Genomic DNA, 23901 nt, shown 5'->3' on the forward strand with positions numbered 1-23901 from the left:
CGTCCTTGAGATCAGAAGTGAGGCTTGACCTTGCGACGCATGATGCCGTTGATGATGACCACGATCACCGCCACGGCAATGGCGATGTACTGGAACGTCTTCTCACTGATAACCCCAGTGTTTTGCAGGTACGACAGACCAAACATCGTCGCCAGTACTGCCAGGGCTATCAGAATCGAATATTTCAAACGTTGCTTTTGAGTCATGACGGGTTCCTGAACCTTGAGAATGTATCCACTTTGTACCGACGAGCATGCCAAGCACATACCCGTTAGCGGGGATGGATGGGAGTCGGCAAGGTCCTATGTTACAGGCGATGTAAAAGTTTGGCTCGTACCACGCCTGATAGAGCCTGTAAGTACTTAGAGGATTTTGAAATGTTCCGTCGAATCACACTGCTGATTCCATTGCTGATCATGCTGAGCATGAGCGGCTGCTTCTTCTTCCCACACGGCGGTGGCGGCTGGCATGACCACCGCTATGACGGCGGCCACGGTTACGAACACCGCTGATTACACGTTGGTCTCGCTTTCCTGACCTGAAGGCGAGACCCGCTGATTCTTCTTCTCACACTTACCCAACCGTCCGCCAGGAACGTCTGTCGCTGATTCGCACACCCACCGGAGCGCCCAACGCACCTCTGCGTTGCTGTGTTGGCTCCTTCGTGTGCACTTCAGTGAGAGAAATAATGACGATATCCATCAGTCGTTCCGCGTCACTTACCTATCCCCTGCCGTCCCTTGATCCGGTAAATACGCAGCAACCTGCACCACAATCTCGTGTGACACGCTCCACACCCAACACCCCATCACCTGACGGCCGATTAGTACTGAATACCGCCTTGGGCGATCGGCGTGACCTGCAAAAGCTGGTGCATGCACTTCGTACAGTCGTCAAGACACTCCCCGAGAACGCCGAATCCGCAGCGGTGTTGGCTGCCTTGAAAGAAACTCACGTAGCAATCGACCCGCACTCCTCACTTCGTCGCGAACAAATGTTTACACAACACGCCGTCAGTCTTGACACTTTCCTCCAGGCCAAGGGAATTCGTCCGCCAACCTCAATGGCAGACCTGCAGACGCTGGCTGACACCTTCACCGACCACTCCCTGACTCACCCACTAGGCAATTTCGGCGGTGCCTTGTCGTGGGCATTGCCCCTGAGCGTGGCAAACCAACGCAAAGTGTTTGACGTAGTCGCCTGTAATAGCGCCAACCTGGAAGGCCTACCCCTGCAAACCCCTCGTTTGGGCGCTTTGGATTACCTCGCCAGTGCAGTGTCACTGTCGGCAAGCGACATGCAAGCCCCGGACAAAGCACTGGAAAAACTGCTCGACACTTCAAGATCGCAGGCCCTGGGTGAAACAATCCAGCGCGATCTCCAGGACATCTCCACCCAAAGCAGCGTCAACGATTACGTATTGGCCGCCATCCATCTAGGGCTTGACCCTGAATCTATCGAGTCCCCCAAAAGAAACAACGTAGCGGGCTTCAACCTGGCAGCGCATGCCTATTTTGGCAAATCACCCGCAGACGTCATCGAGGCGCTGGCCGATCACCTGAGAAACAGCGGCAGAACGTCAAGTGACAACGCAGAACTGGGCGCCCACTTGTTACTGGCGCGCGTCGCGCCACAGTTTCTGGTCAAGGACATCCCTGCCGGGGTAGACATAGGAAGCCAGGCATGGACAAACCTATGCCTTGCGGTGTCACGCGTCGAAGCCGAAACACCCGGCAAGACCGCGTTAATGAGCTTCGGCGAGGTGATGCTGGCTGCCGACGAAATGCCGCAAGTCAGTGAATCAACACAAAAAGCCTTGCTGATTGACTGGTCCATTGCCAATCAGGTCGTCGATGAGCGCATGGACAAGACTTACTCCAACGAAGACGTCGAAGTAGCACGAGTAGCCTTCAACCAGCAGCAGAGCGACCTGAAAACCGCATCCGAGATGCTCGAAACCCCGATGCCCAACCGCAAAGCCATGGCCTTGGCGCTGCTCAAAAAGACATTCGGCGACGGTATCGACTTTGAGCATAAGGCTTTGCGAATAAACTATGGGAGCGAAACCCCTGGCCCTCGTTTCAGCGACCCCTATTCAATGCTGGACATCACCATGCAGGGGCTGAAGCTCAGCGACAGCTGGCAAGTGTTCGCAAATAACCCCCTCGATCTCCAAGCGTTCACTGCCTTCACCCATCGACCTGAATTCAACATTCCTGCCGCCTTCGACAAAGCCTTCAGTGAAGTCACCCAGCACTACAAAGATATCAAGCAGCACCTGATGATGAATGCCATCACGCACCTGCCCCTGGAAGACCGTACACAACTCAATTACGGCAAGTTGAGATTCTTCAAAGAAAACTCATACAAGACGTCACTGATTCCATTCGTCGATGACAGCTTGTTTCATTCCAGCACCACGATACAGGTGCAAGCCGAGCACAATGGTCAAACTCGGTCTTATGCCTTCGACACCGAGAAAGGCACCATCAAAAAGGTCCTCACTCGCCCGGCAGACCGCAAGCCGGAATATGTCTCCAATGAAGTGACCAAAATCGAAGAGTTCTTCCCCGATGCCAACGCTCTGGCCCTCCAGGAATACCGAACAATTTATCGCAGGCCCAACCACTTCCAGAACCCGCGTATCCAGCAAGTCGCGGCAACGGTCGTCAAGGGCCTGGGCATCGACAGCGCTGCTGTCAGGCGCCAGGCAGAAGGCCGTACACCCGCTGAACAGCGCAGTGACACGTTGAGTTCGATGGGTGAGTTCTTGCTCGATCTTATCCCGCTCCGGTCAGCCATCGTCAATTTGAGTAATGGCAACTACAAAGACGCCGCTGTCGACCTGACACTGGATGTATTCGGCTTCGTCACTGCGGGCTTGGGCATGTCGGGAAAACTGGCGAAAGTCGCCGGTAAAACCAGTAACGCACTCACGAAGGTGGCTCAGGGCAGTCGAATAATCAGCGCCACCGCGTTTAACGCATTCAACCCGCTGGGAGGTTTGGGCGACCTGGCGGTAGGTGCCGGCAAGCTTGCCGTACAAAGCACCAGCGCTGTGTCTACAGGCATTCAACGTTTGCGCGGCATGGGCAACGGCGCCGACTTGGCGTATGCCAGCTCACGATTTGATGCGGCAGCCACCGGGGTACTCAAGGTGGGTGACCAGACCGTCGTGGGAAGCGCCGTCAAACACAACGATCACTGGTATGCATTCGATGCTGACCGCTTGCAGCCTTACGGCCCCCCTCTGGAAGGCTTCAACCCCACGGACACCTTGATGCCACATCCCCTCAAGATCTACACCCACACCCCTCAACGTGTTCAGCCCTACTTGGTGCGCCCTCCTCACCCCCACGTAGGCGCGATCAAAGTCCCACTGCCTGCCGGGGATTATGTTGAAGGCACAATGGGCAAACTGGTGCCGGGGCACTTCATCCCGGGCAATGGCATGGAGCAGACAAAGGCCTACTTCACCCAACAAATGGAGAATTACCACAACACGATAAAGGCCGGTGGCGCCTTACCAGCACCGCCAACGCTACCTGCTCTGCCCAAGCAAATGCCGCCACAAGACCTGATTACCGAAGCGTTGAAGGTTTCGCAGGGCTTGGTGTTCGGAGAAAGCCACTCACAAATGGCCAGCTTCAAATTGCTGATGGCCAATATGCAAACCTTCAAGGCGCAAGGCGTCAAAAAGGTCTATTTCGAGGGCGTCATCGACCTGCCGCCCTTTGGCGCCGTGGACGATGGCATCAGCAGTTTGGGGAGCACAAAAAATGGCCGCTCGAACCCGACGTTCAAACAGCTTCGCGATGAGTTCAGGAAAAACGGCATTGAGGTCTTGCCTCTGGACCATTACTACCTGACGCGGCACAAGGATGAACGACCGTTGCGCAGCCGTACCATTCAGGGCGTCAACTCCGACATACGCCTGAAAGAATTCAATTATTTTGCCGCCGAAACAATCCAGTCAAACTCCGGTACAGAGAAATGGATCGCCCTGGTGGGCAACGCTCACATGAATACCTCGGAAGGCGTGAGAGGTCTGGCGGAGTTGACCGGCACCGTGGGTATCGGCGTGTTTGACAACAAGAACGTACCGGCCTCCGTGGGTTTCAGAGATACCCGGCACGTTCCTGACCCCAATCAACCCTTGAAGCGCACAGACCTCCCCGGCAATTTGCATATCTACATGAAGCCTTAGTCAGTGCACCCAGCGCTGGTGCAGCCATCGCGCCAGCGCATCCAAGGCAAACCCCAGGAGACCGATCAACACCACCATCGCCATCAATTCCGAATACGCCAGCCGGTCCCGGGTGTCGAGAATGTAATACCCCAACCCCGCACTGACGCCGAGCATTTCGCACGGCACCAGCACGATCCACAAAATTCCGATGGCCAGGCGCACGCCCGTCAACACATGCCCCACCACGCCGGGAATGATCACGCGGCGTAACGTCTCCCAACGCGTGGCACTCAAGCTCTTGCTCAACTGCAACCAACGCGGGTCCAACTGACGCACGCCGGCGGCAGTATTGAGCATGATCGGCCACACGGCAGCAAAGGCCAGCAGGAAGTAGATCGGCTGGTCTCCAACGCCCATCAGCATCACCACGATGGGCATCCAGGACAGCGGCGAGATCATCCGCAAAAACTGAAACGCCGGGGTAGTCGCCGCCTCCAGGTTGCGCGAACTGCCCACCAGCAAGCCCAGCGGCACACCGATCAGCAACGCCAGGAACAGGCCGACGAAGATACGCTTGAGGCTAACGGCAACATGCAAGTACAGATCGCCACGACCGAGCAATTCCCACAGGCTGCTGAACGTGGCCGCCAGGGAAAACCGCGCCGACAAACCGTCAGCCTCGCCAAACACCTTCACCCCAAGCCACCACAACAGCAGCAAGCCTGCCAAGCCACTCAACCCGAGCAACCAGCCCGGGATTCTGCGGTTATTCAAACGCCGATCTCCTCGTGCCGCTCAAAGCCATCCGGCAAGCCGAAGGTCTTCATGCCGCCGACGGCCTCGATGGCGTTGCGCACGAAGCGGTCATCCACCAGGTCCTTGGCGACGAACGCCGGGTCGAGGTCGGCGAGGAATTTTTTGTCGCCTTCGATCAATGTGTCTTTCAGGCGGCGCACCAACTCTTCGGTGTAGCTGGGGAACGGGTAAGGCTGGAAGTCGATACGGTGTTCGTCCCAGTTGGCATGCTGGATCGCACCGTCGGCCAGGTAAGCGGCGCGGTCAGCCGCGGCTGGCGCCAGGACCTTGCTCAACACCGGCTCCGCGTGGGGCGTGTAGCGGTTCGGGCCGTCCTTGGACAGCAACTTCACCGCCTCTTCGCGGTTGTCGCGGGTCCACACCTGGGCCTTGACGATGGCGTTCACCACCTTCTGCGACCACTCCGGGCGGTTGGTCAGGTCGTGCTCGTGCATGAACACCACGCAGCACGCATGGTTGCGCCACACATCGCCGGTAAAGCGCTGCACGCGACCGACCTTGAGGTTCTCCGCCAAGGCGTTGAACGGCTCGGCCACGATGTAACCGTCGATGCGCTTGCTGGCCAGGGCCGGAGGCATGTCGGAAGGCGGCAACACGATCAGGTTGACCTCGTTGGCCGCGATCGCACTGCCCGCTGCGCGCGCCACCGGTGTCAGGCCGTTGTCGCGGAACAGTTGCTGCACCACTACGTTGTGGATCGAGTACCAGAAAGGAATCGCCACCGACTTGCCGCCCAACTGCTTCACGTCGCTAATGCCGGGAGCCACGGTCAGCCCAGAGCCGCCCACGTGGTTCCAGGCCACCACCTTGGCCGGTACTTTACTGCCGTAGCGCGCCCACACCGTCATCGGCGACAACAGGTGAATCACGTTGACCTGCCCGGAAATGAACGCCTCGATCACCTGCGCCCAGCTACGCAACAACACTGGACGTTCGGCCTTGATGCCCTCGGCCTCGAACAGGCCATTGTTGTGCGCCACCAACAGCGGCGTAGCATCCGTGATCGGCAGGTAGCCGATACGCACCGGCGCGTCCGGCTCACTGGCGGCGCGAGCTTGCAGGCTGCTCAGCAGCGGTAATGCACCGGCGGCGCTGAGCACCGCCGACAGTTTGAGAAAATCACGGCGCGAGTGGGTGAGGTCATCCAGACACATGGCTAAGCTCCAGCAGTTCAAGGGGGTTGGGTTGAGGGCGGCTCGCCTGCCGTAGGGTTTTCAGAATGTCGATACGCAGCGCACCCATCGCCTCCACCTGCTCTTCACGTGGTTGTGGCAGGTCGATGTGCCATTCGCCCAACGTCCGCGCCGGGCGGTTGCCCAGTAGCAGGATGCGGTCGGACAGCAGCAGCGCTTCATCAATATCGTGGGTGATCAGCACCGCCGCCGAACCTTGCTCGCGGTTGATCTTGAGTAACAGGTGCTGCATGTCGGCGCGGGTCACTTCGTCCAGGGCGCCGAACGGCTCATCCAGCAGCAGGACTTGCGGTTGTCGCGCCAGGCAGCGGGCCAGCGCGGTGCGCTGGGCCATGCCGCCGGACAGTTGTGCGGGAAACTGCTGACGGGCATGCTCCAACCCCACCGCCGCAATGGCGTGGTCGATGCGCCGACGACGCTCCTCGGGGCTCAAGTGCGGCTGCCGGGCGAAATCCAGGCCGAAAGCGACGTTTTTTTCCAGGCTCAGCCAGGGCAACAGGCTAGGGTCCTGAAACGCGACCACCACCCGTGGGTGCGGGCCGCTCAACGACTCGCCCAACACCTTGACACTGCCGCCCTGGGGCGCCTGCAAACCGGCCAGTACGCGCAACAAGCTGGACTTGCCGACCCCGCTGGGCCCCAGGATCGACACCACTTCACCCGGTTGCAATTGCAGGTCGAACCCTTGCAGCACCGGGCCAGCGGCATACCCCAGGCAAATACCCTGGGCGCTCAGTACCGCCTGGCTCATAGGTTGGCCTGGCGATGCAACTCGGTGCGCAATTGCACCAGGCTTGGCGTCACGATCGGCACAAAGGCCGACTCACGCCAGCGCCGGGCAAAACCACTGCCGTGGGCGGTGAGGTAAGCCTTGCCGCCACTCGCTTGCAATTCGAGCTGTACAGCACTGGCAGCGGTTTCAGCGAGGGCGATGCGCAACTTGAACAATGGCACCGGCTCTGCGGCAAAACGTCCGGCGAGCAGGCCATTCTTGAGTTCGGTGACCAGATGATCCAGGGTCACCCGCAGCGCTTCCAGTTCCTCACGCAATACGGTGCGGCTGGCACCTAGGTGATTGGCCACCTCCGCCAGGGAACGGCGGGCCAGGCCGATGGACATGCCACATTGCAACCCCAGGAACGCCGGGCGTACCGCCGGCAGGAACTTGCGCGCATCTTCATGCAGCAACCAATCACGGCTCAGCTCGACGCCTTCCAGGCCCAAGGCAGCGGTATTACTCGATTGCAGGCCCAACAGCTCCAGGTCACGGGAGCGCTGCAAACCGGCCACGGAATCAGGGATCGCCAGGATAAACGGCGTGCCGCCCTGGGCATGTTCGATGGCCGCTGCCGCAACAAAGCCGTTCTTGCGCAGGTTGGTCACCCAATGCAAGCGGCCGTTGAGGGTCCAGCCGTCGTCGGTCGGTTCGGCGCTGATCTGCAGCGTCTCGATCCCCGACAAAAATTTCATCGCATTCGACAGCCCGGTGGCCCCGGCCAGCTTGCCACTGAGCAGGTCCGGCATCAGTTGCTCGCGCAGCCGCTCATTCGGGCTTTGCAGCAGGTATTCGATAAAGGAACGCTGGCCCCAGCAGACAAACGCCGCCGCCAGGGAATGGCTGGCGACATTGGCGATCGCTTCCACCGCGCCGGTCACATCACCGCCCAAGCCGCCGAGGTCTTTCGGCACACCGATACGCAACACATTGGCTTCTGCCAGCCGTGGCAGCACTTCCTGTGGATCGCAACTGCCCACATCCAGGGCCTGCGCTTGAACATCGAGCCAACGGCTCAAGATTGGGTCAAGCATTTATGTATCTCCTTTTTACAGCAGGTGGACCATCGCCGATTCAGCTTGCCGGTTGTTCCCAACGGTATTGCGCCAGCTCCGGGTTCAGCGGGGTTCGGGCAAACACGTTAGCGAAGTTGCACAAGGTTGCCAGGCTCACGCCCAAGATAACTTCCAGCGCCTGGCCTTGGGTATAACCAGCCGCCAGGAACGCCTCAAAACCGGCATCGCTGACATCCCCACGGGTGGCGATCACTTCACGGGTAAACGCGGCGAGTGTCTCATAGCGCGCGTTGGGCAACTCACCGCGTTGGCGCAGTGCGTCAATCACCTCTTCAGGCAACTTGGCCTTGTTGCGCGCCACGGCGGTATGGCCAGCGACGCAAAAGTCGCAGCCATGGGTGGTGGCCGCAATCAGTTGCACCACTTCACGGTCGGCCAGGCTCAGTTCCGCCTTGGCATTGAGGCCGGACACGGTGATGTAGGTTTCCAGGGCCGCCGGTGCGTTGGCCAGTACCGCGAGCAAGTTGGGGATGAAGCCCGAGGCTTTCTGGGCGTTTTCCAGGAAGGGCTTGGCGGCTTCCGGCGCGGTTTCGGGAGTCAGCAAAGGTACACGGGACATGGAGTGGTCTCCTGATGGGTTCGTGCAACCAGTCTGTTGGTTATAAAAAATAGGCTCAATAGGCTAAAGTAGCGATTACTTGCTCTAGAGTCTTTCCGTTAGATGAATTCGTCCAACGCACTTGTCGATTGGTTATTAGACAGCCTCGAACTCGATACCAGCCTGTTCCATGTCGGCCGCTATTGCGGTGATTGGCATGCGAGCACCCACGGCCTGGCCAGCGCGAGCTTTCACCTGATTGTTCAGGGTGAATGCTGGCTGCATCTCGAAGACGACCCCACGCCCCAACGCTTGAATAATGGCGACGCCGTATTTCTTTTGCGTGACCTGGCCTATCGGCTCTCGGGTGAAGCCACGGCTGCCGGCGCCCAGGAGTGCCCACGTCGCCCGATGCTGGCGCTGGACAGTACGGCCAATGACGGTGTGGGGCTGGTGTGCGGTTTCTTCCATTTCCAGTCCGGTTTGTCGGCCATGATTGTCGACACCCTGCCCGCCTGGATCATCCTGCGGGCCGGCGACCCGTCGCTGACCGCCGCACGCAATCTGTTCGAGCTGATCCTGCAGGAGTGCCAGCGCACCCCGGCGCCCTCTGCCGCTTTGCTTGAGCGACTTTGCCACCTGTTGTTCCTGTATGTGCTGCGTCAGCAAGTCATCGACAACACGGACCTTGGCGGCCTGGCGGCGCTGGGTCGACAACCGGCGTTTGCCCGACTCCTGGAACAACTGATCGCCCACCCGGCAGAGCCCTGGACCTTGGAAAGCATGGCGGCCTGCACCGGATTGTCGCGATCGGCGTTCTTCAAGCGCTTCAACGAACTGTGCGGCCAGTCGCCGGGGCAAGTACTGCTGATGATGCGCATGCGTCATGCCTGCCAATTGTTCAAGCAGGACCAGACGGTAGCCGATGTGTCGCTGGCGGTGGGTTATCAGTCGGTCGCGGCCTTCACCCGGGCCTTCCATAAAGTCACCGGGCAGCAGCCGGGCGCCTATCGCCGGGCTCAAACCTAGCGCTGCAAGCCGTTACCCGGGCGGGCGCACAGTTCAACCAACCAATCGACAAACACCCGCACCCGCAGTGACAGCTGACGGTGCGGCGGGTACAGCGCCGTCAAGGCCATGGGCGGCACCGCCAGTTGGGGCAGCACTTCCACCAGCGTCCCTTCGGCCAAACGGCGCATGGCGTGATAATGCGGCGCCTGGATCAGGCCGTAGCCCGCCTCACAGGCCGAAAAATAGCCGTCTGCACTGTTGACCGCGACGGTCTTGGCCAAGTTGATCGAGCGCAGTTCCCCATCGATCTGGAATTCCAAGCCGAAACGTTTGCCGCTGGCACTGGAGACATACTCGACCATCCGGTGCCCGGCCAAATCGTCGATGCATTGCGGCACGCCCATGCGTTCGAGGTAATCCGGGCTGGCCAGGGTCATTTGATCGAGCATCGCCAAGGGCCGCGCCACCAGCGATTCGTCCAGGGCCAAACCGCCGCGCAACACGCAATCCACACCTTCGCGGATCAGGTCCACCGGGCGGTCGTTAAGGCCGATCTCCAGTTCAATCTGCGGATAACGCGCGGTAAAGCTCGGCAACGCCGGAATCACAATAAAACGCCCGATGCCCGACGGCATATCAATGCTCAAGGTGCCGCGCGGGTTCTGGCGGCGGGTAGAGAACACCGCCTCGGTTTCCTCCAGGTCCGCCAGCAACTGCACACAGCGTTGGTAATACGCCGCGCCGTCCAGGGTCGGGTTGACCTGACGCGTGGTGCGTTGCAACAGCTGCACGCCCAAGTGCGCTTCCAACTGTTTGATCAGGACGGTCACCGATGCCCGTGGCAATTGCAGGCTGTCGGCGGCCTTGGCAAATCCGCCCAGCTCCACAATCCGTGTAAACACGCGCATGGCGTTGAAACGGTCCAAGGGGTGACTCCTTCAGGATTATTTAGATTATACGAACAGTGATAGTGCTTTTAGCCGGTTTATCTCGGTTTTGTCGAGGATAACAATGGAGCCCTACCCCACCCAGGAGCTGAACCCATGCACACCCGTCAACTCGGTAAAAACGGCCCCACTGTTAGCGCCATCGGCCTCGGCTGCATGGGCATGACCGATTTCTACACCACCGGCACCGACACCCGGGAGGCCAATGCCACCCTGCACCGTGCCCTGGAGTTGGGGGTGAGTTTCCTCGACACCGCCGATATGTACGGCCCGCATACCAATGAACAACTGATCGGCCAAGCCATCGCCGGCAAGCGTGACCAGGTATTCCTGGCCAGCAAATTCGGCATCGTGCGCGACCCAGCCAACCCGGCACTGCGCGGCGTGAATGGCCGCCCCGAATACATCCACAACGCCATTAACGGTACGCTGAAGCGGCTGGGCATCGAAACCTTGGACCTGTACTACCAACATCGCATCGACCCGGACGTAGCCATCGAAGAAACCGTGGGAGCCATGGCCGAGCTGGTGAAACAGGGCAAAGTCCGTTACCTGGGCCTGAGCGAAGCCAGCGCTGCCACCCTCGAACGTGCGCACAAAGTGCATCCCATCAGCGCCCTGCAAAGCGAATACTCGTTGTGGAGCCGTGACCAGGAAGACAATGGCTGCCTCGCCGCCTGCCAGCGCCTGGGCATCGCCTTTGTGCCCTACAGCCCGCTCGGTCGTGGTTTTCTCACCGGAGCATTGAAAAGTCCGGATGACTTCGCCGTCGATGATTACCGTCGTTTCAGCCCACGCTTCCAGGGTGAGAACTTTGCAAAAAACCTGCTGCTGGTTGAACAGGTGCAAGCCTTGGCGGCAGACAAGGGTGTGACGGCCGGCCAACTGGCACTGGCGTGGGTGTTGGCCCAGGGTGATTTCATCATCCCCATTCCCGGCACCAAGCAGCGCAAGTACCTGGAAGAGAATGTGGCGGCGGTTTCCATCGTGTTGAATCCAACTGAGCGGGCCGCGCTGGACGCGATTTTCCCGGCGGATGCAACCGCCGGCTTGCGTTACCCCGAAGACGTCCTGGCCATGCTGGATATCTGACCGCGCCATTCGACGGCGGACGCCACATTGATGAGCCGCTTCAAGGTTCGTTGAAAAATGATTGGAACACTCCCGTGCAATGCGCGGGAGTGGGACTATTCTGACAGCTCCTAGTGCCAAATCTCGCCACACAGGAGGTGTGTCATGCACGCTGCTGAGCATTCGGTCCGCTTGGAGCAGATCAGTCAGGAACGCTTCATCAAGGCGCCCATCGACCGGGTTTACGACTATGTGACTCAACCGGACCGTTGGCACGAATGGCACCCTACCTCCCTCAGTGCCGACACGGGCACCACCGGGTCACTCCCGATGGGCACCCGTTTCACCGAAGTCATCGACCTGCTGGGCATACGCGTCTCCATGAGTTATCGCGTACAGATCGCCCGTCGACCCAGTGAGTTCAAGACTGTATTCACATCCCTGGCCGTTGACGGCTCCATTCACTATTTCTTGCTGCCCCATCAAGGCGGCACGCTGTTCAAGCGCGTGTTGACCTATGAAACCGAATTGCAACTGGCCACCTTGCATGACCGCATGATCGAGCTGTCGACCCTTGCCCTCGACCAGTTGAAGCACCGCCTGGAAAATACGCCCGCCGTATAATCTTGAAACAAACCGCCCCTGTGGGAGCTGGCTTGCCTGCGATGACGTCGTCATGATCGCCCCGTTCTGACGACGTCCTCCAACCTGCGAGCCTCACCATGAAAACCCCACTGCGATTGGCCCTGCTTTCAGCGCTGCTCACCACCACCCTGGCCCAGGCGGCCGATTTAATCCCGATCGATGTGCATCGCGACGCCAACTGCGGCTGCTGCAAAAAATGGATCAGCCACCTGGAAAGCAACGGCTTCAAGGTCAATGACCATGTCGAAGCCGATATGAGCGCCGTCAAGCAACGCCTGGGGGTGGCGCCGCGCCTGGGCTCATGCCATACCGCTGTGATCGACGGCAAGTTCGTCGAGGGCCACGTACCCGCCGAACAAGTGCTGGCCCTGCGCAAACGTGACGATTTGCTCGGCATTGCCGCACCCGGCATGCCCATGGGCTCGCCCGGCATGGAAGTCGACGGTCACAGTGAGGCTTACAAAGTGATCGGTTTGACCCGGGACGGCAACGACGTCGTAGTGGCTGATTACCCAGCACGATGATTGCCGGCTACCTGGGGTTGTTCCTTGCGGCCTTTGGCGCCGCGACCCTGTTGCCGTTGCAGTCCGAAGCCGTGCTGGTCGGGCTGCTGCTCAGTGGGCACTACAGCCTGTGGCTGCTGCTGGGCATTGCCACGCTGGGCAACGTGCTGGGTTCGGTGGTGAATTGGTGGCTGGGACGTTGGGTTGAACACTTCAAGGCACAGCGCTGGTTTCCCGTCAGCCCCCGACAGTTGGACAAAGCCCGTAGCCACTACGAGCGCTGGGGGCACTGGACGCTGCTGCTTAGTTGGGTACCGATCATTGGTGACCCGCTCACGTTGGTGGCGGGCGTGATGCGCGAACCGCTGTGGCGATTTCTGCTGCTGGTGACACTGGCCAAGGCCGTGCGCTACGGCGTGCTTGCAGCGCTGACCTTACAGTGGGCGTTAATCCCCACTTAATCCCCTCCAAACAGCATCCGGGCATCTTATTCGGAGCCCGCCCCATGCCTCTAATCCGCGCTGTTTGCATTGCCGGCCTGCTCACGGTCGGCGCTGCCCCAGTGTTTGCCGCCACCTACGAGCCTGAGTTGCAAGGCTTTCAATACCCGTACCCGGTCGAGCATTTCAACTTCCAGTCCCAGGGCAAAAACCTGCAAATGGGTTATATGGACGTACCCGCCAAGGGCCGCGCCAACGGCCGCAGCGTGGTGCTGCTGCACGGCAAGAACTTCTGCGGCGCCACGTGGGAAGGTTCGATCAAGGCGCTAAGCGATGCAGGCTACCGGGTGATCGCGCCGGACCAGATCGGCTTCTGCACCTCCAGCAAGCCCGATCATTACCAGTACAGCTTCCAGCAACTGGCGATCAATACCCATCAATTGCTGGAAAAACTCGGCATTCAAAAGGCCACCCTTCTCGGCCATTCCACCGGCGGCATGCTCGCCACTCGCTATGCCCTGCTCTATCCCGCGCAGACCGAACAACTGGCGCTGGTCAACCCCATCGGCCTGGAAGACTGGAAAGCCTTGGGCGTGCCCTATCGCAGCGTCGACCAATGGTATGAGCGCGAGTTGAAACTCAGTGCCGAGGGCATTCGCAAATACGAACTGGACACTTATTACGTCGGCCGCTGGAAGCCCGAATACGACCGCTGGGTGGACATGCTCGCCGGCCTCAACCAAGGCCCGGGGCATACTCAGGTCGCATGGAATTCGGCATTGATTTACGACATGATCTTCACCCAGCCGGTGTACTACGAGTTCAAGAACTTGCAGGTGCCCACCCTGCTGCTGATCGGCACCTCAGATAACACGGCGATCGGCAAGGACCTGGCCCCGCCGCAGGTCCAGGCGAAGATCGGCAACTACGCGGTGCTGGGCAAGCAAGTGGCCAAGCTGATTCCCCACGCGACCCTGGTGGAATTCCCCGGCCTGGGCCACGCGCCGCAAATGGAAGAACCGGTACAGTTTCACAAAGCGCTGTTGCAAGGCCTGAACGCCCTTTAATCCCACTTGATCGAGGCACGGGTGAATGTCGATACAGATAGCAGTCATTGATGATTGGCAGAATGTGGCCAGTGGGGTGGTGGATTGGTCGATGCTGGCCTCGATTGGCCAGGTGCACTTCCTTCACGATTACCCGGCGGACACCGCCACGATGGTCGAACGTTTGAAGGGTTTCGAGGTGATTTGCGTGATGCGTGAACGCTCCACCTTCGACAAGGCCTTGCTGCAGGGTCTGCCCAACCTCAAGCTGCTGGTGACCGGCGGCATGCGTAACGCCGCCATCGACATCCTCGCCGCCAAGGCCTTGGGTATCCAGGTGTGCGGCACCGACAGCTATAAACACGCGGCCCCCGAATTGACCTGGGCGCTGATCATGGCCTCTACCCGTAACCTGTTGGCTGAAGCCAACTCGTTGCGCGCGGGCGGTTGGCAGGTCGGCCTGGGTGGCGACTTGCATGGCAAGACCCTGGGCATTCTCGGCCTGGGCAGCATTGGCCAGAAGGTTGCGCAGTTTGCCAAGGTGTTCGGGATGCGGGTGATTGCCTGGAGTGAAAACCTTACCCCTGAGCGCGCAACTGAATCGGGCGTCACATGGGTCAGCAAGCGCGAACTGTTTGAACAGGCCGATATTCTGACTGTTCATCTGGTACTCAGCGACCGCAGCCGCGGTCTGGTGGACGCCGAGGCGCTGGGTTGGATGAAGCCGAGCGCACGGTTGGTGAACACGGCACGCGGGCCGATTGTGGATGAACAGGCGCTGATCGCCGCGCTGGAAAGCGGCCAGTTGGCCGGGGCTGCGCTGGATGTGTACGCCGAGGAGCCGCTGCCGGTGGACCACCCCTTCCGCCGCCTGTCGAATGTACTGACCACGCCTCATGTCGGTTATGTGAGTGAACAGAATTACCACCAGTTCTACCAGCAGATGATCGAAGCTATTCAGGCGTGGGCTGCCGGCATGCCCATCCGCACGCTGGGCTAACGCACCAATGTAGTGAGCAGGCTTGCCCTGCGCTGGAGCGCGCTGCGCCCCCAACCCTACACACCCCTCACAACGCGCGACCGCAAAGGGAGCGCTTGGCACTCCTGCGCAGGGCAAGCCTGCTCACTACAGCCCTGCTCATAACCATCGCATTTGTGGTTACAAGTTTTTTGTCCTACAAAATCCTTCCAGAAACCTTACAGGCTCTAGGATCTGTCCTAGACTCATGACTGATGGGTCCGTTCGAAAACAAAAGCCCCGCAAAAAATCTAAACTTTTCAACTCGGCCATTGGTCAAGTTTTAAGGTACGGCGAGCACGCTTGGCCCTGGCCAGATGCCCGTCCATCCAATCTGTTTCTGCCAACCGTACAACTGGCATAAGCCTTGCCAGAGTCTGTACAGCGCTTGTGCGCGTGGCCGCAGGATGCGGCCAACGGAGATAGTGGCAGCGGGCCATTAGCCGACCAACACGTGGAGAGAACTATGATCAGTGCTGCTTCAAGTATTCAGGGAGAACGTGTTAGTCAGCCCGTTGGCGGGGCGACCTCCTTAGTTGACCTCAACACAATGCGGCCGGTCTTGAGTCAGAACCCCAATCGCAAAAAAGTCCTGTTTGTCACCTCCGAATTCGCCGACCTGGTGAAGACCGGTGGCTTGGGCGATGTGTCCGCGGCCCTGCCCCGTGCCATGGCCCACTTGCACGATGTGCGGGTGTTGATCCCGGGTTATCCGCAGGTAATGGAGAGTGACAACCCGATCCATATCATCGGTGAGCTGGGTGGCCACGCCGCGCTGCCACCGTGCAAGATCGGGCGCATGGACCTCAAGGATGGCCTGGTCATCTACGTGCTGATCTGCCCCGAGCTCTACGAGCGTGAAGGCACGCCCTACGGCGCCAATAACGGTCGCGACTGGCCGGACAACCATATTCGTTTCGCCCGCCTGGGTCTGGCCGCCGCCGATATGGCCGCCAACCTCGCGCAGATCCACTGGTGCCCTGACCTGGTGCACGCCCATGACTGGCCAGCCGGCCTCGCGCCGGCCTACATGCACTGGCGCGGGTCACGCACGCCGACCCTGTTTACCATTCATAACCTGGCGTATCAGGGGGTCGTGAGCCTGGCGTCGACCCCGGAACTGGGGATTCCGCCCCATGCCCTGCAACAGGAAGGCATGGAGTTTTACGGCAAAATGTCGTTCCTCAAGGCGGGCATGGCGTACTCCAGCCATATCACCACTGTGAGCGCGACCTATGCGCAGGAAATCACCACCCCCGAATTCGGCTGCGGCCTTGACGGCTTCTTGGCCAGCAAGACCCAGCAAGGTTTGCTCAGTGGCATTCCCAACGGGATAGACGAAAGCTGGGAAACCTCCACCGACACCCACCTGACCCACAACTTCAATATTGGCGACTGGGAAGGCAAGGCCATCAACGCCGCCCACGTGCGCCACCTGTTCGGCCTGCACGACTCCACCGGCCCGCTGTTCGCCGTGGTCTCACGCCTGGTCTATCAGAAAGGCCTGGACCTCACCGAAGCCGTTGCCAGCTTTATCGTCGAGAACGGCGGCCAGATCGCCATTATCGGGCGCGGCGAGCCGGAAGAAGAACAGGCCATGCGCGAACTGGCCCTGCGCTTCCCCGGACAGGTAGGGGTGCGTATCGGCTTTAACGAAACCGACGCTCGCCGCATGTTCGCCGGCAGCGACTTCCTGCTGATGCCGTCGCGTTATGAACCCTGCGGTCTGAGCCAGATGTACGCCCAGCGCTTCGGCTCACTGCCGGTGGCGCGCAATACCGGCGGCCTGGCAGACACCATCGAAGACGGCGTGACCGGCTTCCTGTTCAACGAGTCCACGGTGGTCAGCTACGAAGCGGCCCTGGCGCGCGCCTTCAAAGTGTTTGCCTACCCTGGCTTGCTCAACGCCATGCGCAGCCGTGCCATGACCCAACCGTTCAACTGGTGCCAGGCGGTGGAACCCTACGCCGAACTCTACGAGCAACTGGTGGCCAAGGCCCAGGGGAAGTCGGCTAAATAATCAAGGGAGGTCTTCACAGATGCCCTCACGGACTCTGGAAACCTGGCCCCACGGCGCAATCATGCTGGACGCACAACACACGCGTTTTGCCTTGTGGGCGCCAGACGCGTTTTATGTCAGCGTCGAATTCAAAGACGCAAAGTCCATCGCCATGTTGCCCCAGGCAGAGGGCTGGTTCGAAGTTGACATCAAGTGCCCGGCAGGCACTTGCTATCGCTACAACATCGACGGTGAAACCGACGTTCCCGACCCGGCGTCCAGGGCTCAAGCCTCGGACGTCCATGGTTGGAGCCGGGTCGTCGACCCGTTGGCCTACCCCTGGCGCAATAGCCAGTGGCAAGGTCGGCCCTGGCATGAGGCGGTAATTTATGAACTGCATGTCGGCGCACTGGGCGGCTATGCGGGCGTTGAAAAACACCTGCCACGCCTGGCCGAACTGGGCATCACCGCCCTCGAACTGATGCCGTTGGCGCAATACCCCGGCGAGCGTAATTGGGGCTACGACGGTGTGCTGCCCTATGCACCGCAGGCTTCCTACGGCCCCCCCGAACAACTCAAGCACCTGATCGACAGCGCCCATGAACACGGGCTGGCCGTGATCCTCGATGTGGTCTACAACCACTTCGGCCCGGACGGTAACTATTTGGGCCAATACGCCAAGGGCTTTTTCCAGGAAGACCTACATACGCCCTGGGGCGCGGGCATTGATTTTGATCGCAGGGAAGTCCGCGACTTCTTCTTGGATAACGCGCTGATGTGGCTGCTGGAGTACCGCTTCGATGGCCTGCGCCTGGACGCCGTGCACGCCATCGACAACCCCGGTTTTTTGAAGGAGTTGGCGCAACGGGTACGCCAACACATCGATATCGGCCGACACACCTGGCTGGTGCTGGAAAACGAGCACAACCAGGCCAATCTGCTGGAGCACGATTTCGATGCCCAGTGGAACGACGACGGCCATAACGCTTTGCATGTCTTGCTGACGGGCGAAACCGACGCCTATTACCGTGACTTCGCCCATGACACCACCGCCAAACTGGCCCGCTGCCTGAGTGAAGGTTTTATCTACCAAGGCCAGGCCACACGCCACGGCACTGCGCGCGGCGAACCCAGCGGGCACCTGCCGCCCAGCGCCTTCGTGCTGTTTTTGCAGAACCATGACCAGATCGGCAATCGCGCCTTGGGAGAACGCCTGCACCAGCTGTGTTCGCCGCAAGCCTTGAAAGCAGCCACCACGTTATTGCTGCTATCGCCGATGATTCCGCTGATGTTCATGGGCGATGAGGTCAACGCCAATGAGCCGTTCCTGTTTTTCACCGATCACCACGGCGAGCTGGCTGAAGCCGTGCGTGAAGGCCGGCGCAATGAGTTTTCCGAGTTTGCCGCCTTTGATGACCCCGAGCAGCGTGAGCTGATCCCCGATCCCAACGCCCTGTCGACTTTCCTGCACTCGACACCTTCATTTATCGAGAACGAACACACTCAGCTCTACCGCCAACTGCTGAGCCTGCGTCACCAACAGATCGTGCCCCACTTGCCCGGTTGCGTGGCCTTGGGCGCGCAGGTGCTGGCCGACGCTGCCATCAGCGCACGCTGGCGACTGGGCAACGGCAACTTGCTGCAAATCGACCTCAACCTCAGCACCCAGCCCGTCGATCACGCTGCGCCCCACGCCTGTCTTTTCGAAACGCCAGCCAGCCAGGGCGCGCACTTGGCCCCCTACAGCGCCCGCGTCTTCCTAACCCCTGTTGGAGAGCACCCTTGAGCGAAGCGAACCTGGAAATCCTCGCCAGCCGCGCGGGCCTGGCCGTCGATTGGATCGATGCCAACGGCCGCCCGCAACATGTGAAACCTGACGCCCTGCGCGCCGTGCTCAAAGGTTTGGGACATCCGGCCGACACCGATGCCGAAATCGACGCCAGCCTGCTGGAGCTTGAGCAGGTGCAACAAGACAAACACCTGCCCCCACTGATGACCGTCGACAGCGGCGCGGGTCTCGACCTGGCGCGTTACTTCACCCCAGACACCGCCTGCCGCGTCAACCTGGAACACGGTGAAACCCTGGAATTGCGCCTCGACGGTAACGCCGTATTGCCTGGCGTCATCGCCTTGGGTTACCACCAGGTGCACATTGCCGACCAGACCTTCACCCTGGCCGTCGCCCCCACCCACTGCTACAGCGTGGCCGAAGCGGTGAACAGCCACCCTGCCCGCGCCTGGGGCCTGAGTGCCCAGCTGTATGGGCTGCGCCGTCTGGGTGATGGCGGCTTCGGCGACACCCAGGCCCTGGAGCACCTAGCCCGTTCCGCCGCCGAGCGCGGTGCCGATGCCCTGGCGATCAGTCCGATGCACGCCATGTTCAGCGCCGACACTGAGCGCTACAGCCCATATTCACCGTCCAGCCGTCTGTTTCTCAACAGCCTGTATGCCTCGCCGGCGTGCATCCTGGGCGAACGCGAAGTGCACAGCGCCATCGAAGCCGCCGGGCTGGCGGACGAACTGCACACCCTCGAACAACTGACCCTGATCGACTGGCCAGCCGCCGCCAAGGCCAAGCAGCGTCTGTTGCGCACCCTGTATGAAGGCTTCCGCCACGGCGAGCACCCGCAACAGGCCGATTTCTTGAGTTTCCGACAAGCCGGCGGCGAAGCCCTGGAAAACCACTGCCGCTTCGAAGCCGTACAAGCCGCACGTGCCGCTGCCGGGGAAGACCTCGATTGGCGGCACTGGCCACAAGACTGGCGCACACCGCAGAGCCCAGCCCTGACGCAATTTGCCGAAGACCACCGTGACGAGATCGGCTATTTCGCCTTCTGCCAATGGCTGATCGCCCGCAGCCTGGAGCGTGCACAGCAAGCCGCGCGTGGCAGCGGCATGGGCGTCGGCCTGATCGCCGACCTGGCCGTGGGCGCCGATGGCGGCGGCAGCCAGGCGTGGAGCCGTCAGGACGAGTTGCTGGCCGACCTCACGGTGGGAGCGCCACCGGACATCCTCAACCGCGCCGGTCAAGGCTGGGGGATCTCCGCGTTCTCGCCGGAGGGCCTCAAGCGCAACGGCTTTCGCGCCTTCATCGAAATGCTGCGGGCCAACTTCGCCCATGCTGGCGGCCTGCGCATCGACCATGTGATGGGCCTGCAGCGCCTATGGGTCATCCCCAACGGCGCGTCGCCCCGTGAAGGGGCTTACCTGTATTACCCGGTGGACGACCTGCTGCGCCTGTTGACCCTGGAATCCCACCGTCACCAGGCCATCGTGCTGGGTGAAGACCTCGGCACCGTGCCCGACGGCCTGCGCGAAAAGCTCATCGGCCGCTCGATCCTCGGCATGCGGGTGTTGCTGTTCGAGCAAAACCATGAGGGCCAGTTCAAACCGATCCTCGACTGGCCGGACAATGCCCTGGCAACCACCAGCACCCACGACTTGCCCACCCTCAACGGTTGGTGGCACAGCCGCGATATCGAATGGAACATCCAGCTGGGCCTGATCGACGCGCCCACCGTGGAGCAATGGAGCGAACACCGCCTGCGCGAACGCCAGGCACTGCGTCAGGCCCTGAGCCAGGACCCGCAGAACTTCGTCGATGAGATCCGCAATGACACCGATCACATGATCGATGCCAGTGTGCGATACCTTGGCCACACGCACGCGCCGTTGGTGCTGCTGCCCCTGGAGGACGCGTTGGGCATGGAAGAACAAGCCAACCTGCCCGGCACTATCGACACCCACCCCAATTGGCGCCGCCGCCTGCCGGGTGAGGCGTCCAGCCTGCTCGACAATGCGGGCGCCGCCCGCCGCCTCGAATTGCTCGCCGTTGCGCGCAACCAAGCCTTCGAGCGTGACCGGTGAACGTGTCGCCTCTACGCGCCACCCAGCGCCTGCAATTTCATAAAGGTTTCACCCTGGACGAGGCGGTGCCACTGGTACCGTACTTCGACCGACTCGGCATCAGTCACCTGTATGCCTCGCCGCTGCTCAGCGCCCGTGCCGGCTCCATGCACGGCTACGATGTGGTCGACCCCACCCGGATCAACCCAGAGCTGGGCGGCGAACCAGCGCTACGTCGCCTGGTTGCCGCCTTGCGTGAGCACGACATGGGGTTGATCCTGGATATCGTCTCCAACCACATGGCCGTGGGCGGTGCCGACAACCCCTGGTGGCTGGACGTGCTGGAGTGGGGCCGCCTGAGTCCCTACAGCGAGTTCTTCGATATCCAATGGCATTCCCCCGACCCACTGCTCAAAGGCCAGCTATTGATGCCCTTTCTCGGCAGTGACTATGGCGAAGCGCTGCAAAGCGGCGCGCTGACGCTGCAGTTCGACGCTGAACACGGCGCGTTCTACGTCGAGCATTACGAACATCGCTTTCCGATCTGCCCGAAGGACTACGCGGTGATTCTCGGCACCGAAGCATCACTCAAGCCACTGGCAGACCGATTCAGCGCCCTCGCCTATCAGGACGATGCCTACATCGAAGCGAGCTGGCTGAAACACGCGCTGGCCGAACGGGCGACGGAAGTGTTGCCGGCCATCAAGCGGCGGCTCACGGCGTTCGACGGGCGTACGCCGGAAGGTTTCCCGCGACTGCATCAATTGCTTGAACAACAGGCCTATCGTCTGGCCAGTTGGCGTACCGCCGCCGACGACATCAACTGGCGGCGCTTCTTCGACGTCAACGAACTGGGCGGCCTGCGCGTCGAGCGCAGCGCCGTGTTCGAAGCCACCCACGCCAAGATCTTCGAACTGATCAGCGCGGGCCTGGTCGACGGTTTACGCGTCGACCATATCGACGGGCTCGCCGACCCGCGTGGCTACTGCCGCAAGCTGCGCCGCCGAGTGAATGCGCTGGTGCCCGGGCGACATGTGCCGATCTTCGTGGAAAAGATTCTCGGTGAGGGGGAAACCCTGCGTGAAGACTGGCAAGTGGACGGCACCACCGGCTACGAATTCATGAACCAACTATCGCTGCTGCAACACGACCCGCAGGGCTTCGAAGCGCTGGCTGAATTGTGGATGCACCACAGCGAGCGTCCCTCGGCGTTTATCGAAGAGGCGTGGCTGGCCCGCCAACAGATTCTCAACGGTTCCCTGGCCGGGGACTTTGAAAGCGTCGCCCAGGCGCTGCTGCAAGTGGCCCGTGATGATGTGATGACGCGGGACCTGACCTTGGGCGCCATCCGCCGCGCCTTGCAGGCGCTGATCGTGCACTTCCCGGTGTACCGCACCTATATCGGCGCCTTGGGCCGCAGCCCTGCCGACGAGCGTGTTTTCCAACAGGCTTTGAGCGGTGCCCGCAACATTCTGGGCGAAGGCGACTGGCCGGTGCTCGAACACCTGCAAGCATGGCTGGGCGGCCAGCCCTGGCGTCAGCGCCCGGTGGGCCGCGAGCGCAAGATCCTCAAGCATGCCTGTGTGCGCTTCCAGCAACTGACCTCCCCGGCCGCGGCCAAGGCCGTGGAAGACACGGCGTTTTATCGATCGGCGGTGTTGTTGTCGCGCAATGACGTGGGTTTCAGCACCGAGCAGTTCAGCGCTCCGCTGGCCGACTTCCATGCCGTCAACCAACAGCGCTTGTGGACGTTCCCCGACAACCTGCTGGCCACCGCCACCCACGACCATAAACGCGGTGAAGACAGCCGTGCACGCCTGGCAGTGCTCAGTGAGTGCGCGCCGTGGTATGCCGAGCAGGTGGAACACTGGCGCGCCCTGGCCGTGCAATTGCGCGACGCTACACATTGCCCCTCGGCCGGCGATGAACTGATCCTCTACCAAGTGCTGTTGGGCAGTTGGCCACTGGAGACCAACCCCGACCTTGAGGGCTACCAACATCGACTCTGGCAATGGCAGCAGAAAGCCCTGCGCGAGGCCAAGTTGCAGAGCAGTTGGAGCGCCCCCAATGAAGCCTATGAAAAAGGTGTCGACGCCTTCCTCCAGCGCCTGCTGCTCAGTGATGAAGGTCGCCCGTTACGCAACGCTCTCGGTGCCGCCGTCCAGGTAATCGCCCCTGCCGGCGCGCTGAATGGGCTGGCGCAAACCTTGCTTCGCCTCACCGTGCCGGGCGTGCCGGACCTGTACCAGGGTGATGAATTCTGGGACTTCAGCCTGGTGGACCCGGATAACCGTCGCCCGGTGGATTTCAACGCACGGCAACGGGCGCTCGATACACCACCGGACATCGGCGAACAGTTGTCCAACTGGCGCGACGGGCGTATCAAACAGGCGTTGATTACTCAGGTACTGGCCTTGCGCAAGGCCCACCCTGACGTATTCAGCCGAGGCAGCTACACACCTGTGGAGGTCGAGGGTGCCTATGCCGAACACGTGGTTGCGTTCTGCCGCGAACATCAAGGCAAACGCGTACTGGTGGTGGTGCCACGCTGGCCCCATCGCCTGCTTGAAAACAGTGAGCGGCCGCACATCCCTGCGCAGGTTTGGGGCGATACGCGGGTAAGACTACCGTTCACTGGCACAACACAAAACTGGAAGGGACTTTTTCAAACAGGCGCAGTCACACCCAACAAGGAGCTGTTGATCAGCACTGCCCTGGGGAGATTCCCGATCAATGTCTTTATCAATCCTGATGATCAAGAAAGCTGAATATTTTCTGCGAGGAGCAT

20 protein-coding genes are annotated in these 23901 nt (G+C 60.7%); 13 read left to right on the forward strand and 7 right to left on the reverse strand.

The genetic code is table 11. The annotated features are described in order from the left end of the window. Positions 1–11 precede the first annotated feature (11 nt). Complete coding sequence (locus AC07V4_RS16010) at positions 12–206, reverse strand: hypothetical protein (protein ID WP_431751901.1); 195 nt, start codon at positions 204–206, stop codon at positions 12–14. Between the two features lie 171 nt (positions 207–377). Here AC07V4_RS16010 and AC07V4_RS16015 point away from each other — a divergent pair, with 171 nt between their 5' ends. Continuing rightward, a complete protein-coding gene (locus tag AC07V4_RS16015) occupies positions 378–512 on the forward strand; it encodes a hypothetical protein (RefSeq protein ID WP_431751902.1) in 135 nt (44 codons plus the stop codon). Between the two features lie 176 nt (positions 513–688). Beyond that, a complete protein-coding gene (locus tag AC07V4_RS16020) occupies positions 689–4207 on the forward strand; it encodes a membrane-targeted effector domain-containing toxin (protein WP_492637402.1) in 3519 nt (1172 codons plus the stop codon). Here AC07V4_RS16020 and AC07V4_RS16025 read toward each other — a convergent pair whose 3' ends face one another. The 5 genes from AC07V4_RS16025 to AC07V4_RS16045 are packed head-to-tail and all read right to left on the reverse strand — an operon-like array spanning position 4208 to position 8608. Further along, positions 4208–4963 (reverse strand): ABC transporter permease, encoded by a 756-nt coding sequence (locus tag AC07V4_RS16025; protein ID WP_492637403.1) that lies wholly within the window; start codon positions 4961–4963, stop codon positions 4208–4210. Next, a complete protein-coding gene (locus AC07V4_RS16030) occupies positions 4960–6159 on the reverse strand; it encodes an ABC transporter substrate-binding protein (protein ID WP_431751904.1) in 1200 nt (399 codons plus the stop codon). Before AC07V4_RS16030 ends, AC07V4_RS16025 begins: the two co-directional genes overlap by 4 nt. Continuing rightward, on the reverse strand, positions 6146–6949 hold the full coding sequence (locus AC07V4_RS16035) for an ABC transporter ATP-binding protein (protein WP_492637404.1): 804 nt from the start codon (positions 6947–6949) through the stop codon (positions 6146–6148). The genes AC07V4_RS16030 and AC07V4_RS16035 overlap by 14 nt, the downstream gene beginning before the upstream one ends. Continuing rightward, a complete protein-coding gene (locus tag AC07V4_RS16040; protein WP_492637405.1) occupies positions 6946–8007 on the reverse strand; it encodes an acyl-CoA dehydrogenase family protein in 1062 nt (353 codons plus the stop codon). Before AC07V4_RS16040 ends, AC07V4_RS16035 begins: the two co-directional genes overlap by 4 nt. A 40-nt stretch (positions 8008–8047) precedes the next feature. After that, entirely contained in the window at positions 8048–8608 is a 561-nt protein-coding gene (locus AC07V4_RS16045) for a carboxymuconolactone decarboxylase family protein (RefSeq protein WP_431752886.1), read from the reverse strand. 102 nt (positions 8609–8710) lie between these two features. Between AC07V4_RS16045 and AC07V4_RS16050 the strand changes: the two genes are divergently transcribed. After that, the gene (locus AC07V4_RS16050) at positions 8711–9616 is read left to right on the forward strand and encodes a cupin domain-containing protein (RefSeq protein WP_492637406.1); all 906 of its coding nucleotides are present in this window, start codon (positions 8711–8713) and stop codon (positions 9614–9616) included. Here AC07V4_RS16050 and AC07V4_RS16055 read toward each other — a convergent pair. Then, on the reverse strand, positions 9613–10524 hold the full coding sequence (locus AC07V4_RS16055) for a LysR family transcriptional regulator (protein WP_492637407.1): 912 nt from the start codon (positions 10522–10524) through the stop codon (positions 9613–9615). The genes AC07V4_RS16050 and AC07V4_RS16055 overlap by 4 nt on opposite strands. A gap of 117 nt (positions 10525–10641) precedes the next feature. Between AC07V4_RS16055 and AC07V4_RS16060 the strand changes: the two genes are divergently transcribed. The 10 genes from AC07V4_RS16060 (at position 10642) to AC07V4_RS16105 (ending at position 23881) form a co-directional block, all read left to right on the forward strand. Beyond that, positions 10642–11637: an aldo/keto reductase gene (locus AC07V4_RS16060; RefSeq protein ID WP_492637408.1), complete on the forward strand. Its 996-nt coding sequence runs from the start codon at positions 10642–10644 to the stop codon at positions 11635–11637. Between the two features lie 144 nt (positions 11638–11781). Continuing rightward, entirely contained in the window at positions 11782–12240 is a 459-nt protein-coding gene (locus AC07V4_RS16065) for an SRPBCC family protein (RefSeq protein WP_492637409.1), read from the forward strand. 98 nt (positions 12241–12338) lie between these two features. Then, positions 12339–12785 carry a DUF411 domain-containing protein gene (locus AC07V4_RS16070; protein ID WP_431752891.1) on the forward strand — a complete coding sequence of 149 codons (447 nt, stop codon included), beginning with the start codon at positions 12339–12341 and terminating at the stop codon, positions 12783–12785. Then, the gene (locus tag AC07V4_RS16075) at positions 12782–13225 is read left to right on the forward strand and encodes a YqaA family protein (RefSeq protein ID WP_492637410.1); all 444 of its coding nucleotides are present in this window, start codon (positions 12782–12784) and stop codon (positions 13223–13225) included. Before AC07V4_RS16070 ends, AC07V4_RS16075 begins: the two co-directional genes overlap by 4 nt. Before the next feature lie 44 nt (positions 13226–13269). Next, positions 13270–14271 (forward strand): alpha/beta fold hydrolase, encoded by a 1002-nt coding sequence (locus AC07V4_RS16080; RefSeq protein ID WP_492637411.1) that lies wholly within the window; start codon positions 13270–13272, stop codon positions 14269–14271. Positions 14272–14296: 25 nt separating this feature from the next. Further along, a complete protein-coding gene (locus tag AC07V4_RS16085; RefSeq protein ID WP_492637412.1) occupies positions 14297–15250 on the forward strand; it encodes a D-2-hydroxyacid dehydrogenase family protein in 954 nt (317 codons plus the stop codon). Between the two features lie 484 nt (positions 15251–15734). Further along, positions 15735–17288, forward strand: a complete 1554-nt coding sequence (gene glgA / locus AC07V4_RS16090; protein WP_492637413.1) for a glycogen synthase GlgA — start codon at positions 15735–15737, stop codon at positions 17286–17288. A 19-nt stretch (positions 17289–17307) separates the two neighbouring features. Next, positions 17308–19053 (forward strand): malto-oligosyltrehalose trehalohydrolase, encoded by a 1746-nt coding sequence (gene treZ, locus AC07V4_RS16095; RefSeq protein WP_492637414.1) that lies wholly within the window; start codon positions 17308–17310, stop codon positions 19051–19053. Next, positions 19050–21134, forward strand: coding sequence for a 4-alpha-glucanotransferase (gene malQ / locus AC07V4_RS16100; RefSeq protein ID WP_492637415.1), 2085 nt, complete (start codon positions 19050–19052; stop codon positions 21132–21134). Before treZ ends, malQ begins: the two co-directional genes overlap by 4 nt. After that, positions 21131–23881: a malto-oligosyltrehalose synthase gene (locus AC07V4_RS16105; protein ID WP_492637416.1), complete on the forward strand. Its 2751-nt coding sequence runs from the start codon at positions 21131–21133 to the stop codon at positions 23879–23881. Before malQ ends, AC07V4_RS16105 begins: the two co-directional genes overlap by 4 nt. Positions 23882–23901: the final 20 nt, after the last annotated feature.

Source organism: Pseudomonas sp. GW821-FHT03A09 (assembly GCF_059421065.1).

What these genes read in the sequence shown, in the direction of transcription:
- AC07V4_RS16010 (WP_431751901.1), bottom strand. Translation starts at nt 206, where the DNA reads ATGACTCAAAAGCAACGTTTGAAATATTCGATTCTGATAGCCCTGGCA.
- AC07V4_RS16015 (WP_431751902.1), top strand. Translation starts at nt 378, where the DNA reads ATGTTCCGTCGAATCACACTGCTGATTCCATTGCTGATCATGCTGAGC.
- AC07V4_RS16020 (WP_492637402.1), top strand. Translation starts at nt 689, where the DNA reads ATGACGATATCCATCAGTCGTTCCGCGTCACTTACCTATCCCCTGCCG.
- AC07V4_RS16030 (WP_431751904.1), bottom strand. Translation starts at nt 6,159, where the DNA reads ATGTGTCTGGATGACCTCACCCACTCGCGCCGTGATTTTCTCAAACTG.
- AC07V4_RS16035 (WP_492637404.1), bottom strand. Translation starts at nt 6,949, where the DNA reads ATGAGCCAGGCGGTACTGAGCGCCCAGGGTATTTGCCTGGGGTATGCC.
- AC07V4_RS16040 (WP_492637405.1), bottom strand. Translation starts at nt 8,007, where the DNA reads ATGCTTGACCCAATCTTGAGCCGTTGGCTCGATGTTCAAGCGCAGGCC.
- AC07V4_RS16045 (WP_431752886.1), bottom strand. Translation starts at nt 8,608, where the DNA reads ATGTCCCGTGTACCTTTGCTGACTCCCGAAACCGCGCCGGAAGCCGCC.
- AC07V4_RS16050 (WP_492637406.1), top strand. Translation starts at nt 8,711, where the DNA reads ATGAATTCGTCCAACGCACTTGTCGATTGGTTATTAGACAGCCTCGAA.
- AC07V4_RS16060 (WP_492637408.1), top strand. Translation starts at nt 10,642, where the DNA reads ATGCACACCCGTCAACTCGGTAAAAACGGCCCCACTGTTAGCGCCATC.
- AC07V4_RS16065 (WP_492637409.1), top strand. Translation starts at nt 11,782, where the DNA reads ATGCACGCTGCTGAGCATTCGGTCCGCTTGGAGCAGATCAGTCAGGAA.
- AC07V4_RS16070 (WP_431752891.1), top strand. Translation starts at nt 12,339, where the DNA reads ATGAAAACCCCACTGCGATTGGCCCTGCTTTCAGCGCTGCTCACCACC.
- AC07V4_RS16075 (WP_492637410.1), top strand. Translation starts at nt 12,782, where the DNA reads ATGATTGCCGGCTACCTGGGGTTGTTCCTTGCGGCCTTTGGCGCCGCG.
- AC07V4_RS16080 (WP_492637411.1), top strand. Translation starts at nt 13,270, where the DNA reads ATGCCTCTAATCCGCGCTGTTTGCATTGCCGGCCTGCTCACGGTCGGC.
- AC07V4_RS16085 (WP_492637412.1), top strand. Translation starts at nt 14,297, where the DNA reads ATGTCGATACAGATAGCAGTCATTGATGATTGGCAGAATGTGGCCAGT.
- glgA (WP_492637413.1), top strand. Translation starts at nt 15,735, where the DNA reads ATGATCAGTGCTGCTTCAAGTATTCAGGGAGAACGTGTTAGTCAGCCC.
- treZ (WP_492637414.1), top strand. Translation starts at nt 17,308, where the DNA reads ATGCCCTCACGGACTCTGGAAACCTGGCCCCACGGCGCAATCATGCTG.